Source organism: Nocardiopsis camelliae (assembly GCF_028993595.1).
GTDB classification, from domain to species: Bacteria; Actinomycetota; Actinomycetes; order Streptosporangiales; family Streptosporangiaceae; genus Nocardiopsis; species Nocardiopsis dassonvillei.
The window spans coordinates 6,401,599-6,415,003 of the sequence record NZ_CP118614.1; the positions used below are offsets into that span (position 1 = coordinate 6,401,599).

Annotated in this window: 11 protein-coding genes; 4 read left to right on the forward strand and 7 right to left on the reverse strand. The window is 73.6% G+C overall.

Features of this window, described 5'->3' with window-relative positions; translation table 11 throughout:
* The first annotated feature begins 29 nt into the window (after window positions 1-29).
* Window positions 30-617 carry a hypothetical protein gene (locus tag PV789_RS27995; RefSeq protein ID WP_212642317.1) on the forward strand — a complete coding sequence of 196 codons (588 nt, stop codon included), beginning with the start codon at window positions 30-32 and terminating at the stop codon, window positions 615-617.
* 182 nt (window positions 618-799) lie between these two features.
* Here the strand turns inward: PV789_RS27995 and PV789_RS28000 are convergent, their stop codons facing one another.
* The gene (locus PV789_RS28000) at window positions 800-1,465 is read right to left on the reverse strand and encodes an NAD(P)H oxidoreductase (protein ID WP_274975300.1); all 666 of its coding nucleotides are present in this window, start codon (window positions 1,463-1,465) and stop codon (window positions 800-802) included.
* Between the two features lie 81 nt (window positions 1,466-1,546).
* Between PV789_RS28000 and PV789_RS28005 the strand changes: the two genes are divergently transcribed.
* Window positions 1,547-2,632: an AraC family transcriptional regulator gene (locus PV789_RS28005; protein WP_274975301.1), complete on the forward strand. Its 1,086-nt coding sequence runs from the start codon at window positions 1,547-1,549 to the stop codon at window positions 2,630-2,632.
* A 90-nt stretch (window positions 2,633-2,722) separates the two neighbouring features.
* On the opposite strand, the gene PV789_RS28010 is transcribed toward PV789_RS28005, so the two are convergent.
* On the reverse strand, window positions 2,723-3,823 hold the full coding sequence (locus PV789_RS28010; protein ID WP_212642315.1) for a cytochrome P450 family protein: 1,101 nt from the start codon (window positions 3,821-3,823) through the stop codon (window positions 2,723-2,725).
* A complete protein-coding gene (locus PV789_RS28015) occupies window positions 3,805-5,133 on the reverse strand; it encodes a cytochrome P450 family protein (protein WP_212642314.1) in 1,329 nt (442 codons plus the stop codon). The genes PV789_RS28010 and PV789_RS28015 overlap by 19 nt, the downstream gene beginning before the upstream one ends.
* A gap of 257 nt (window positions 5,134-5,390) precedes the next feature.
* On the opposite strand from PV789_RS28015, the gene PV789_RS28020 reads away from it, so the two are divergent.
* Both PV789_RS28020 and PV789_RS28025 read left to right on the forward strand, forming a co-directional pair.
* Window positions 5,391-6,140 (forward strand): hypothetical protein, encoded by a 750-nt coding sequence (locus PV789_RS28020; protein ID WP_212642313.1) that lies wholly within the window; start codon window positions 5,391-5,393, stop codon window positions 6,138-6,140.
* Between the two features lie 220 nt (window positions 6,141-6,360).
* The gene (locus tag PV789_RS28025) at window positions 6,361-8,955 is read left to right on the forward strand and encodes a glycoside hydrolase family 9 protein (RefSeq protein WP_274975302.1); all 2,595 of its coding nucleotides are present in this window, start codon (window positions 6,361-6,363) and stop codon (window positions 8,953-8,955) included.
* Window positions 8,956-9,059: 104 nt separating this feature from the next.
* On the opposite strand, the gene PV789_RS28030 is transcribed toward PV789_RS28025, so the two are convergent.
* From PV789_RS28030 to PV789_RS28045, 4 genes are all read right to left on the reverse strand, one after another.
* Window positions 9,060-9,911, reverse strand: coding sequence for a DUF1206 domain-containing protein (locus PV789_RS28030; protein WP_274975303.1), 852 nt, complete (start codon window positions 9,909-9,911; stop codon window positions 9,060-9,062).
* A 274-nt stretch (window positions 9,912-10,185) separates the two neighbouring features.
* Entirely contained in the window at window positions 10,186-11,319 is a 1,134-nt protein-coding gene (locus PV789_RS28035; RefSeq protein WP_274975304.1) for a PQQ-dependent sugar dehydrogenase, read from the reverse strand.
* 28 nt (window positions 11,320-11,347) lie between these two features.
* Window positions 11,348-12,523, reverse strand: a complete 1,176-nt coding sequence (locus tag PV789_RS28040) for an FUSC family protein (protein WP_274975305.1) — start codon at window positions 12,521-12,523, stop codon at window positions 11,348-11,350.
* Window positions 12,505-13,287: an alpha/beta fold hydrolase gene (locus PV789_RS28045; RefSeq protein WP_274975306.1), complete on the reverse strand. Its 783-nt coding sequence runs from the start codon at window positions 13,285-13,287 to the stop codon at window positions 12,505-12,507. The genes PV789_RS28040 and PV789_RS28045 overlap by 19 nt, the downstream gene beginning before the upstream one ends.
* Window positions 13,288-13,405: the final 118 nt, after the last annotated feature.

Consider the following 13,405-nt stretch of genomic DNA (forward strand, 5'->3'; position numbering starts at 1 on the left):
CCAGGAACCGACGACACGAGGAGGCGGACATGGTGGAACGCGTACCCGGTCCCGGCACGAACCGGGAGACCGAATCGGACCAGTACCGGGCGCGGACGCCCGGAACCGCGACCGGCCCCCGTACCGCGGAGCCGGTGACCGTCGACGCCGAGGTGAACGACCCCGGACGCGGGACCGGCCCCGGGCCCGTCGGCGCTCCCGGTCCCGACCGCACGGGTTCCGTCGGCGGTGACCAGACCGGCCCCGGGCCCTCCGGACACGCCAGGCCGGGTGGACGCGGAACCGCGCCGGGCAGGGTGCCGGAGCAGCCGGGCACCGGAGCGGACCGCCCCGACGCGGCGGACGGGCCCCGGTCGCGGGGCGCGAAGCTCGAACGCGTCCGGGAGCGCTGGAACGCGACGCAGGGCAAGTTCGTCGACGACCCCCACGGTGCCGTGCGCGAGGCCGACGCGCTGGCGGCGGAGGTCGCCGACGCCGTGGTCGCGGAGATCGAGGAGCGCCGCTCCGCGCTGCGCTCCGCGTGGAACGAGGGAGAGGGCACGGACACCGAGTCGCTCCGGGTGGCCCTGCGCGACTACCGCTCCTTCGTGGAGCACCTGGTCAACACCAACACCTGACGGCGCGCGGCCGCCGTGAGCCGTTCCGGTCCGGGAGGGGCCGCCCACCGCCGAGCGCGGGGGCGGCCCCTCCCGGTGCGCGGCCGCGGGCCGCCCCCTCGGCGGGGACCCGTGGGCGGGTCCGCGTCCCCCGGACGGGGCCCGGGCGGCCCCATGGGAAGCGGTCGGCCCCACCGGTCGGCTCATCCGGCGAGGAGCTTGTCGACCACCGCGTCGGCCTCGGCGAACAGCTCCCGGTAGTGGCGTTCCCGGGCCGCACCTGACAGGTCCTGGGCCTCGCTGTCGAACAGCGCGGCCGTGTGGACGTCGAAGATCCCGCAGTACTCCGAGATCCCCCGGCGCAGGGGTCCGTCGAGCAGGCCGAACACCAGGTCCGCGTTCTGTTCCCCATCGGTGAGCCCGGCCAGGGCCAGCCACAGCATCCGCTTGCCCGCCATGGGGGACTTGCTGCGGCCGTACGCGAGGCCGTAGTTCCACACGCGGTCGATCCAGCCCTTGAGCAGGGCCGGCAGCCCGTACCACCACACGGGGAAGACGGGGACGATGAGTTCGGCGGCGTGGACGCGGCGGATGTGTGCGTGCACCTCGTCGGAGTAGACCTTGTCCCGGTTGCCGTAGTCGGGTTCGTCGGCCTCGCTGTTGCGGGGGTCGAACCCCTCGGCGTGCAGGTCGAGCAGGTCGACGCGGTACCCGGCCTCCTCCAGGCGCGCAGCGGCCCGTGCGGCCACGGCGGCGGTCAGGGAGTCCGGGCGGTGGTGGGCGAACACGACCAGGGCGGTGCGTCCGGTCGGTGTGACGGGCCCGGAGGGCTCGAAGGAGTCGGAGGCTGTGAAGGGCTCTTGGTTCATGAACCCAGTACAGACCAGCGGACGTGGACGTTCCATAGCCGAAAAGCTCTGTTTCTTTGGCGTGCGTCTACACTCGCTCCCATGGACCCTTTGAGCGACATGCTCAGCGGCATCCGCTCCGCCGGAGCCTCCGTGAGCCAGGCCTCGCTGGACCCGCCGTGGACGATCCGCTTCACCGGCGGCGCGCCGCTGACCATGCTGACGGTGATCAGCGGCGGCGGGTCGGTGGCCATGCCCGACGGGAGCGCCCTCACGCTCGGCGCGGGCGACACCGTGCTCGTGCGCGGCCCCGACCCCTTCCGCCTCGCGGACAGCCCCGCCTCGCTCCGCCGACCCCACCGGGACCACGAGATCGACTGCCTCGACCCGGTGCCCGGGGGCGGGCCGGTCAGCGCTCCCCCGGACGGGCTCCCCCCGCGCGACGGCCTCCGGGACGGCGGCCTCGGCAGCGGACCCCCCGACGCGCCCCCGAACGGCAGTGTCGCGAACGGCAGTGTCGCGAACGGCAGACTCAGCGACGAGGCCTCCGCCGGCGCCACCACCCTCATCGTCACCGCCTACCGGGCCACCCGGAGCCGCCACGAGCGGCTGCTGCGCACCCTGCCGCCCACGCTGGTCCTCAACGAGGAGACCGAGGACGTCTTCTGGCTCGACGCGGCGAGGGACGCCCTGTCCCGGCGGCACCTCCCGGGCGGCCAGGCCCTGGTGGACCGCGTCGTGGACATGGGGCTGGTGTGCAGCCTGGCCTGCTGGTTCGAGCAGGAGGGCGCCGACGCCCCCGCCTGGTACCGGGGGGCCGTCGACCCGGTGACCGGACCCGCGCTGGAGGCCGTCCACCGGCGTCCGCACGAGGCCTGGACGGTGGGCGCCCTGGCCGCCCGGGCGGGGGTGTCGCGCGCGCTCTTCGCCAAGCGCTTCACCGAGGTCGTGGGCCAGTCGCCCCTGGGATACCTGACGGAGTGGCGGATGTACACCGCCGAGGAGCTGCTGGCGGACCCCGAACTGAGCGTGGCGAAGGTGGCCGGGGCCGTGGGCTACGCCGACCCCTCCTCGTTCAGCACGGCCTTCAAGCGGCTGCGGGGGCTGAGCCCGCGGGAGTTCCGTCTGCGGAACCTGTCGTCCGGGACCGGCGCCGCCCCCGCCCCCGGCGCCGGAGCGGGTTCCTGATCCGGGTCGGGTCCGGGCCGGGGCCCGTCCCGGTCCGCCCGGGGACCGGAACCGGCCCGGGGCCGCGAACGGTCCCCGGGCCGGACGGCCTCAGCCCCAGACGACGGGGAGCGCGGCCCGACCGCTCGCCACGATGGACGGGGCCTGCTCCACCCGCGCCCCCTCGGCCAGGCGCAGGTCGGGGAAGCGCGTGAAGAGCGCCTCCAGCGCGGTCACGCCCTCCAGCCGGGCCAGCCCCGCGCCCAGGCAGAAGTGCGGACCGTGCGAGAAGGCCAGGTGCCCCCGCTGCTCCCTCCGCAGGTCGAAGGCGTGCGCGTCGTCGCCGTGGCGCCCGGGGTCGCGCCCCGCCGCGCCGAAGCCCATGAGCAGCGCCTCCCCCGCGGGCACGCGCGTACCCGCCAGGGTGACGTCCTCGGCCGTGTAGCGCAGCGGCAGGTACTGGATGCTGGCGTCCCAGCGCAGGGTCTCCTCGACCGCGTCGGCCCAGGAGGCGCCGCCGGACCGAACCAGCTCCAGCTGGTCCCGGTGGGTGAGCAGCGCGTGCACGGTGTTGGTGATGAGGTTCATCGTGGTCTCGTAGCCCGCGCCGATCATCAGGATCAGCGTCCACACCAGTTCGGTGTGGGAGAGCCGCTCGTCGCCCTCAGCCCGCGCCTGGAGCAGCGCGCTGGTGAGGTCGTCGCCCGGCTCGCGGGACTTGCGCTCGGCCAGCTCCGCCAGGAAGGACTGCATGTCGGCGTTGGTCTGTGCCGCCACCTCCGGGGTGGTGGTCGCGTCGAAGACCCGGTGCATCAGGGTGTGCAGGGTGCCGCGGTGCTCCGCCCCGACACCGAAGAGCTCGGAGATGACCGTCATGGGCAGCGGCAGCGACAGCGCCGCCTTGAGGTCCACCGGCCCCGGTCCTGCGGCGGCGAGGCCGTCGAGCAGTTCGGCGGTGATCTCGGTGATCCTCGGGCGCAGCTCCTCCACCCGGCGCGGGGTGAACGCCTGCGAGACCAGGGTCCGCAGGCGCCGGTGGCGGTCGCCGTCCGCGGTGAGCATGTTGTCCGGGGCCACCCAGGAGATCAGCGGCCAGTCCATGGGGATCTCGCCCTGCGCCCACGCCCGCCAGTGCCGCGCCTCCTTGCGCACGCCGGGGTGGGCGAGGGCCTCCATGACGACGTCGTGTCCGGTCAGCGCCCGAACAACCACGCCACCAGTGATCTCAACCTCGACGACGGGGCCGCGGTCTCGGAGTCCGGCTGTCTGTCGGTGGAGGTCGTAGGGGTGGAGGACGGGGATGTCTGCTGCCATGGCGGTGTTCCCTTCGGGGAGTCGGGCGGAAATTCCACGGGGAGTTCGGCCAGGGCCCGCGCGAACGGGGAGATCCGCCAGTGCGGGGCCGGGTCGGCCACGCGCAGGCCGCGCAGGCGCTTGGTGAGGACCTCGACGCCGACCTGGGCCATGGCCTGGGCGAACCCGTGGGCCGGGCAGCGGTGCGGGCCGACCCCGAAGGCCAGGTGGGCGCGGGTGACGTGCTCGATGTCGGGGCCGTTCTCGGCCATCGCGGTGTGGGCCGCGGCGTAGCCGAGGAGGATGGGCTCCCCCTTGCGGATGACCCGTCCGCCGCTGATCTCGACGTCGCGCACCGGGTAGAGGACCGGGTAGTTGGTGATGGGCGGCTCGCGCCACAGGACCTGCTCGACCACCTCGTCGATCCCGACGAGGGCGCCGTTGAGGGCCCGGCTCACCTCGGGGTCGGTGAGGATCGTGTGCGTGGCGGACGTGATGAGGTTGGCGGTCGGCTCGGCGCCGGCGCCGATGGTCACCACGAGCTGGTGCAGCATCTCCTCGTCGGTGAGCCCCGCCCGGTGCTGGAGCAGCCAGGTGGTGACGTCCTCCCCCGGCGACGCGTGCTTGTGCGAGATGGCGTCGGACAGGGCGCGCTCGTACTCGGCGTTGGCGCGCACGACGTCGTTGCCGTCCCACAGGTCCGCGAGCGAGGTCAGGACGCGCTCGCCGACCTCGCGCGAGAAGCCGAACAGGTCGCAGATGACCAGCAGGGGCAGCAGGCGGGCGTACTCCGGCACCAGGTCCGCGCTGCCGCGTTCGACGAAGGCGTCGATGAGGCTGTCGGCGTGGCGGCGGGTGCTCTCGCCGACGCGGCTCTCCGGCACCCGGCCCAGGGAGTCGACCACCGACCGCTTGAGGCGGGCGTGGGCGTCGTCGTCAGCGAAGAGCAGGTTGGGGCGGTAGGCCATCATCGCGGCCACGGGGGCGTCGTCGGGGACGCGCCCCTCGGACCAGTCGCGCCAGAGCCGGGAGTCGCGCCGGAAGGTGCGGGTGTCCCTGCACCAGGCCGTGATGAGCGCGTAGTCGGCGACCACCCAGGCGCTGATCCCGGGGGAGATCTCGGCGGGGAAGACGGAGCCGTGTTCCTTGGCCATCCGCGCGTAGACGTCGTGCGGGTCGGCGTGGAACTCGGGGGCGTGGAGTTCGGCGTAGGGGCAGCGGGAAGCCAACGTTTTCCTGTTCTACAGGGGGGTTCGAGAGCCGCGCCAGTCTAGTACCGCAACATGTCCGTTGTTCCTTCCGTCCCATCTGTTCCGCCCTTCACCGAACAGAGGGGCGGCCGTCCTCCTCCGGAGTCCCTGAGGTGCCCGGTCAGCGGCGTGAGTTGTAGCATCGTGGCCGGATTCCTCCCCCCTGCAACCCGCTCCTCCGGTCCCGGCGAAGGCCGTACGGCGGGGCTCCTCGACACACACGGGAACGGACGTTCATGGACGCTGAAGACACCCAGGTCATGACCAGGACGGGTGAGTTCACCAGCACCACCCTGAGCTGGGAGACCTCGGTCCGGGGCCGGGTCGCGGCGGCGGTCGACCGCCTCTCCGGGCCGCTGTCCGACCTGCTGGAGCGCGACGCCAACGACGGCGACACCCGCTTGCTCGTCGCCGACTTCTTCAGCGTCGGCCTGAACTTCAGCAAGTACCAGGACATGACCACCGAGTACCGGACCAGCGGGGACTCGATCGACTACGCGATCGTGCTGGACGGCAAGCTGTTCGCGCCGGTGGAGGTGCGCCGGGTCGGCCAGGAGCTCGACCAGCGCAACATCCAGGTGTCCCGGCGCCTGGCCGTCGAGGAGGGCGCCGAGTGGGTGATCCTCACCAACGGCCGCCTCTGGAAGGTCTACCACCTGCGCCCCGACGGCGACGGCGGCAACCGGCCGGTGGAGGTCATCCACGTCGACCTGACCGACGCCGACGCCTACCAGCACAACATCGACGCCCTGTTCCACATCACCCGCGAGGCCGTCGACCGCGGACGGCTGAACACCCTGCGCAAGTGGAACGAGGCCGTCGAGGCGGCCCCCGTAGCCGATGTGCTGCGCAGCGACGCCGTGGTGGAGGCGGTCCGCGCGCAGCTGCGCGCCGCCACGGGCCACCTGGGGCACACGGGCGACGCCGACGAGGTGCGCCGCGCCCTGGTCGGAGAGGTCATCGCTCCGGGGCTGCTCAAGGACTGACGCCGGTGGCGGGCCCGGCTCCCCGGGGCAGGGCCCGCCCGCGTCCGCCCGGTCCCGCTGGTCACCGGCTCCGCTCCGGGTGCCTCCCGCCTCCTCCGCCGCCCGCTGGTTCGTGCGTTTGCCCCCATTGACAGCTGTGATACACGACACAACAATGGTCATACTATTGGGAGCGCTCCCAGTGCTTCCGGCCGCTTACCCCCCAGCGGAAGGACCCCCGTTGAGTCCGGCACGAAGAAACCGCGCGGCGGCGCTCGGAGCCGCAGCCGCACTGGGCACGAGCCTGCTCGTCGCCTCCCCCGCCCAGGCCGACGACGAACCGGTCGAGCAGATCACCAACGGCGACTTCGCCGACGGCACCACCGGCTGGTGGGCGACCGAGGGGATCGACCTCGCCGTCAGCGAGGACGGAGCCCTGTGCGTCGCGGTCCCCGGCGGCACCAGCGACCCGTGGGACCAGATCGTCGGCCAGAACGACATCCCCCTCGTGGCGGGGGAGTCCTACTCCCTCACGTTCACCGCCTCCGGCGCCGACGGCCTGCCCGTCCGCGCGCTGATCCAGGAGCCCGTCGACCCCTGGCGCACCGAACTGGACGAGCGCCCCGTGCTCACCGCGACGGCGACCGGCTACGAGTACGTCTTCACCGCGTCGGCCGAGATGGCCGACGCCCAGGTCGCCTTCCAGATCGGCGGGGCCGAGGAGGACTGGACCTTCTGCCTGGACGACGTGTCGCTGCTCGGCGGCGCCGAGCCCCCGGTGTACGAACCCGACACCGGCCCGCGCGTGCGCGTGAACCAGGTCGGCTACCTCCCGCAGGGCCCCAAGAACGCCACCGTGGTCACCGACGCCGAGGAGGCCCTGCCCTGGCGGCTGGCCGACGCCGGGGGCGCGGTCGTGGCCGAGGGCGACACCGTGCCCCGCGGCCTGGACGAGTCCTCCGGGCAGAACGTGCACACCGTCGACTTCAGCGGCTTCACCGGGACGGGCGAGGGCTACACCCTGACCGCCGACGGCGAGACCAGCCACCCCTTCGGCATCACCGCCGACCCCTACGCCGCCCTGGCCACGGACGCCCTGGACTTCTACTACACCCAGCGCAGCGGCATCGAGATCCTCGACGAACTCGCCCCCGGGTACGGGCGCGAGGCCGGGCACGCGGGCGTGGAGCCCAACCGGGGCGACACCGACGTCACCTGCCACCCCTCCGCCCCGTGCGACTACTCGCTCGACGTGTCCGGCGGCTGGTACGACGCGGGCGACCACGGCAAGTACGTGGTGAACGGCGGCATCTCCGTCCACCAGCTGATGAGCGTCTACGAGCGCGCGCACACCGCGCCCACCGGCGACCCCGCCAGGGTCGCCGACTCCACCCTGTCCGTCCCCGAGCGGGACAACGGCGTGCCCGACGTCCTGGACGAGGCCCGCTGGGAGATGGAGTTCCTGCTGTCCATGCAGGTCCCCGAGGGCGAGGAGCTCGCGGGGATGGCCCATCACAAGGTCCACGACGAGCGCTGGACCGGCCTGCCCCTGCTGCCCTCCGAGGACCCCCAGCCCCGCTACCTGCACCCTCCGTCGACGGCGGCCACGCTGAACCTGGCCGCGACCGCCGCCCAGTGCTCCCGCGTGTTCGCCCCCCACGACGCCGACTTCGCCGCGACCTGCCTGGAGGCGGCCGAGACCGCCTGGGACGCCGCGGTGGCCGAGCCCGAGCGCTACGCGACCGTCGGCGGCGAGGGCGGCGGCGCCTACGACGACGACAACGTGGCCGACGAGTTCTACTGGGCCGCCGCGGAGCTCTACCTGGCCACCGGGCACGGCGACTACGAGGAGGCGGTGGTCTCGTCGGAGCTGCACACCGCCGACGTGTTCACCTCCGCCGGGTTCGACTGGCGCTGGACCGCCCCGCTGGGCCGCCTCCAGCTCGCCACCGTGCCGAGTGGGCTCGACGGGCGCGACGAGGTCCGCGCCTCCGTCGTGGAGGGGGCCGAGCAGTACCTGGCCGACGTCTCGGAGCACCCCTACGGGCTGGCCTACGACCCCGAGGGCGGGGTCTTCGCCTGGGGCTCCAACAACCTCGTGCTCAACAACATGGTGGTGATGGCCACCGCCTACGACGTCGGCGGTGACACGCGCTTCCGCGACGCGGTCCTGGAGGGCATGGACTACATCCTGGGACGCAACGCCCTCAACCAGTCGTACGTGACCGGGTACGGCGAGAACGACGCGGTCAACCAGCACAGCCGCTGGTACGCCCACCAGCTCGACCCGCGCCTGCCCAACCCGCCCGAGGGCACCCTGTCCGGCGGGCCCAACTCCGACAGCGGGACCTGGGACCCGGTGGCCCAGTCCAACCTGGACGGGTGCGCCCCCCAGTTCTGCTACATCGACCACATCGACTCGTGGGCGACCAACGAGCTGACCGTCAACTGGAACTCCACACTGGCCTGGGTGTCCGGGTTCGTCGCCGACCAGGGCGACGCCTCCCTGCCCGCCGGGTCCTCCTGCGAGGTGGACTACGTGGTCCACGGCGAGTGGCACGACCGCTTCAACACCCAGGTGACCGTCCGCAACACGGGTGGGGAGCCCGTGACCGGCTGGGAGCTGGTGTGGTCCTTCCCCGGCGGCCAGACCGTGGAACGCCACTGGAGCAGCGCGCTGGAGCAGTCCGGGCACGCGGTGACCGCCGTGAACGCGGACTGGAACGGGACCATCGGGCCCGGCGACGAGGTGACGTTCGGCTTCATCGGCACCCTGACGTCCGGGGCGAACGCCGTGCCCGCGAGGTTCGCCCTCAACGGCTCGGTCTGCAGCTGACCCGTGGGCGGGGCGACGACGGCGCGCCCGCCCACGCCGTAAGACCCCCTTGGAGGACGGGGCCCCTCAGGAGAGCGTGGGGCCCCGTCCGTATGTCCGGGGGTTCAGCGCTGCCAGCGCGCCTGGCAGAAGCAGTAGGCGCCGTAGAGGGCGACGCCCAGGGCGACGGCCACCAGCGCCCAGGGCCCGGCCGGGGTCTGGGAGAAGGCCCGCAGCGCGCCGTCCAGCCCGACCGCCTGGTCCTTGTCGAAGGCGATCGCGGCCTGGACGAAGAAGACGCCGACGGCGGCCAGGACCAGGCCCTGGGTGCCGATGCCGAGCACGCCGATGCTGACGACGGCCCTGCGCCGCCGCGGTGTGAGCGCGCCGAGCGCCAACTCCTGCGTGAAGCGGCGGGTCACCGCCTTCCAGATCTGGTACAGGCCCACGGCGATCACGCCGCAGCCCACCGCGCCGACGGCGAACCGGCCGAAGGGCAGCGCCATGATCTGGGCCGTCAGCGCCTCCGACCGGCTGTCCTGGGATTGGGGCGACCCCTGCCCCAGCAGGAAGCCCGCGATGCTGGAGGCCAGCACGGCGTAGACCACCGCGCGGGCGCCGGAGGCGATGCGCCTGGTGGCCCTCTCCAGGCCCACGACGGCGTAGACCGCCTGCCACACGGTGAGTCCCACCAGTCCCGCCGCCGCGACCCAGAGCAGCAGCATGCCGCCGGTGTTCTGGGCGATCAGTTGGAGGGCGCCGCTGTTGTCCGCCTCCTGGCCGCCGCTGTCGCCGAAGGCGATGCGCAGGGCGAGGTAGCCGATGATGAGGTAGAGGAGGCCCGTGGCGGCGAAGCCCACGCCCGCGAGCCTGCGCAGCCAGGTGCTGTGGGCCGCCTGGCGTCCCGCGCGCCGCCCCGCCGCCCGGGCGTCCTTGGCGGAGCGCCGCGCCTTACCTGGTAAGTCTGAGGAGGACATGTCCGGCCCGTGCCCGCGAGGAGGGCAAGAAAACGGATGTTTACCGTTACTACTCCCTTTTGTGCTGTTCAGTGACGTGGAATCCCTCCGGGGCGCCCGTGCGGGACGACGGGTTGACCCGCGGCGGGTCGGGTGGGCCGACGGGAGCGCGGGGCGCCCGGGGACGGCACGGGACGCCCGGCCCCGCGCGGAACGCCGGACCCCGCCCGGGTGTGTGTGGAACGCCGGACCCCGCCCGGGTGCGCGGGGGCGCAGGGCGGGGCGGCCGGGGCGCCTACTCCAGCGGCACCCGCAGGATCCTGTCGCCCCCCTCGACCGGCTCCCCGACCCCGTCGAGGTTGCTGGTGGCCAGCCACAGCGCGTCGCCGCCGGGGGCGGTCACCACCGTGCGCAGGCGGCCGTACTCCCCCTGGTGGTGCTCCACCGGCTCTCCCACGCCGCCGTCACCGCTGAGCGGCACCTCCCACAGGCGTTCGCCGCGCAGCGCCGCGACCCACAGGGAGCCGCCCGCGACCGCCGCGCCGCTGGGCGAGGCCTCCGCGGGTCTCCACGTCAGCAGGGGGGCGACGTACTCGCCGCCTCCCCCGGCGCCCTCCACCTCGGGCCAGCCGTAGTTGCCGCCCGGTTCGATCAGGTTGACCTCGTCGAACTCGTTCTGCCCGAACTCGGTGGCGTACAGGTTGCCCTCGTCGTCCCACGCCAGGCCCTGGACGTTGCGGTGGCCGTAGCTGTAGACCGGGTTGCCGAAGGGGTTGTCCGGGGCCGGGTCCCCGTCGGCGGTGATCCGCAGGATCTTGCCGCCCAGCGAACCGGTGTCCTGGGACAGGCCCTCCCTGCCCGCGTCCCCGGTGCCGACGTACAGCAGGCCGTCGGGTCCGAACCCGATCCGGCCGCCGTTGTGGTACGAGGCGGAGGGGATGCCGTCGAGGACGACCTCGGCGTCCCCGAAGCCCCCGTCGCCGTTCCCGGGGTCGTACTCCAGTCGGGTGATCCGGTTGTCGGAGGCCGCGGTGTGGTAGGCGTACACGTACGGTTCCCCGGGGAAGTCCGGGTGCACGGCCAGCCCCAGCAGACCGCCCTCGCCGTTCGGCGCGGCCCCCTCGACGGCGCCGACGCCGGCGACCGAGCCGTCGGGGGACACGCGGACGACCTCCGCCGAGTCGCGCTGGGCGACCAGGGCGGAGCCGTCGGGGAGGAAGGCCAGCCCCCACGGCACCTCCAGGCCCGCGGTGACCTCCTCCGGTCGGCCCGGGTCGGCACCGGCGGAGCCGTCCTGTCCGCCCGGCTCCGGTCGGCCGTCCGTTCCGCCCGCCCCGTCCCCCTGCGCACCGCACCCGGCGAGGAGGACGAGGGCGCCCAGGACGGCGGCGGCGCGGAGCACGGCGCTCGGGCGCGCTGAAGGTTCCATGCCGTTTCCCTTCCCCCTGTCGGGACCGTTACCCCGCCGCACCGCTGGACGTCCACTCCTCGCTGTTCTCGTGTCCCTCCCGCAACTCCTCGAACAGGCGCTCCAGGTCGGTGAGGAGCGCGCTGTGCACGGGCCAGCGTTCGGAGTCCCAGTCCTCGCTCATGCGCTCCCGTGCCCGGTCGATGCGCCGGAGTCCCCCCTCCAGACAGGAGTCCAGGTCGGCGGAGACGGTGTCGCGCTCGGGTTCCCCGGCCTGGTGGACGGCGTCGAGGGCGTCCGCCGCCGCGTCCAGGAGGGGGGAGAGTTCGCGGAGGAAGGCGTCGCTCGGCTCGGGGAAGCGCGACCGGCCTCCGCTGGCGGAGCGGAGGGTGCGGACGAGGGACTGGATGTGGCGCCCGGACCTGCCCAGGGCGAGGATCCAGCCGTAGTAGGCCTTCGGCGCCCTCTTCCGTGAGGGACCGGACAGGAGCCGACGCGGGTTCAGGCGCGCCCGGTACTCCTGCTGGGAGACCGATTCCCGGGCGTTGCGCTCGGTGTTGTCGAACCCCTGCGCGACACGGGCCCAGTAGTCGGCGTCCGTGAGCCCCTCTCCGCCCTCGCGGAGCGCCTCGGCCATCTCACGGGTGAGGTCGCGCAGGCCGTCGGCGAAGTCGAGCACGGCGCTCTCGGCGTCGCGGAAGCGGATGGCGGGCGCGAAGACCGTGTTCGTCACAACGGCGGTCCCGGCCCCCACCAGCACCATAAGCAGCAGCGTTCCGAGGTCCACGGGGCTGCCCGCAGTACCTCCCGCGAGCGCGAACGACGCCACCACGGGTATCTGCTTGCCCTGGTCACCGAAGACCGTGAACTGCCCCACCGTCACCGCGAGGAGCACGGCCAGGGCGAAGAACCACACGTTGAGCCCCACGGTGAGTCCGGTCAGGCCCGCGATCAGCGCACCCAGGAAGACCGCGGGGACGTAGCGCAGGGACTGGAGCACCGACCCGTACACGCTGGGGCGCACCACCAGGAGGGCGGAGAAGGGTGCGAAGCCGACCTGGGCGGAGTCCACCATGAGCGCGCCCAGGGCCCAGGCTCCGGTGGAGGCGATGACGCACTTGGCGATGACGACCGAGGTCTCGCGCTCGTAGCCGCGCCGCTCGACGATCCGGCGCAGCACCTCGCGGGCGTTGGCCGCGGTCCTCCTCAGCCGTTCGGCGACCATCCGGCCTCCGCCCTCCGGTCCGGCGCCGTCTCCCGCGCGAACTCCCCGACCAGGTCGGCGACCTGGTCGGGGGCGGCGGCGGTGAGCGCGTGGGGCTGTCCCGGCAGGGTCACCAGCCGCCCCCGGGGCAGCAACCGGGCGGCCTCCCGCGCCCAGGGCCCCGGGCAGAGCGGGTCCTCGCCCCCGCGCAGGACCAGGGTCGGCTGCACCACCCTCGGCAGGACAGTCTCGATCCGGTGCTCGCGGCTGGCCAGGAGACTGCGGACGTCCCTGCGCGGCCCCGCGTCCCAGTAGTCGGCCACGACGGAGCGGATCACGGAGAGGTCCTCGCGCAAGCCGTCGCGCAGCAGGCGCGCGGCCAACTCGGGCAGCGAGCGGGCCCCGGGGTCCGTCGTGGGCCCGGCCAGCACGAGCGGCCCGACCTCGTCGGGCGCGCGCACCGCGGCCTCTGCGACCACCTGCGTTCCGAGGGAGAGCCCGAGCAGGCAGGGCCGCTCGATCCCGCGGACGCGGAGCCACGCCAGGAGGGAGTCCGCGAGTCCGGTGACCGTGGGCGCGTGGTCGGGTGAGGTGCTCGCGCCGAACCCCGGCAGGTCGACGGCCCAGGCGGGTGTCCTCCCCTCCAGGGCCCTGACCACGGGCAGCGTCTGGCGGGAGGAGATCCCCGCGCCGTGCACGCAGACTACCGGCGGCCCCTGTCCGGGCACGTGCCACCAGGCCATCGACGCCCTTCCGACCACGTCCGTGCCCCTGCGGGCCTCCATGCCTACCCCCGAACGGCCTCCTCGGCACCGGTCACGTGGTCGCCACAACTACCCAGGGCCCCCGCCTTCAACCCACTCCCCGCCGAGGCGTGTGGAGACGCCGCGGGGCGGTCAGGGA

Bases quoted from the DNA above. Each gene is read 5' to 3' on its own strand.
- PV789_RS28020 (WP_212642313.1), top strand. From the start codon at position 5,391: ATGGACGCTGAAGACACCCAGGTCATGACCAGGACGGGTGAGTTCACC.
- PV789_RS28040 (WP_274975305.1), bottom strand. From the start codon at position 12,523: ATGGTCGCCGAACGGCTGAGGAGGACCGCGGCCAACGCCCGCGAGGTG.
- PV789_RS28035 (WP_274975304.1), bottom strand. From the start codon at position 11,319: ATGGAACCTTCAGCGCGCCCGAGCGCCGTGCTCCGCGCCGCCGCCGTC.
- PV789_RS28000 (WP_274975300.1), bottom strand. From the start codon at position 1,465: ATGAACCAAGAGCCCTTCACAGCCTCCGACTCCTTCGAGCCCTCCGGG.
- PV789_RS27995 (WP_212642317.1), top strand. From the start codon at position 30: ATGGTGGAACGCGTACCCGGTCCCGGCACGAACCGGGAGACCGAATCG.
- PV789_RS28030 (WP_274975303.1), bottom strand. From the start codon at position 9,911: ATGTCCTCCTCAGACTTACCAGGTAAGGCGCGGCGCTCCGCCAAGGAC.
- PV789_RS28045 (WP_274975306.1), bottom strand. From the start codon at position 13,287: ATGGAGGCCCGCAGGGGCACGGACGTGGTCGGAAGGGCGTCGATGGCC.
- PV789_RS28005 (WP_274975301.1), top strand. From the start codon at position 1,547: ATGGACCCTTTGAGCGACATGCTCAGCGGCATCCGCTCCGCCGGAGCC.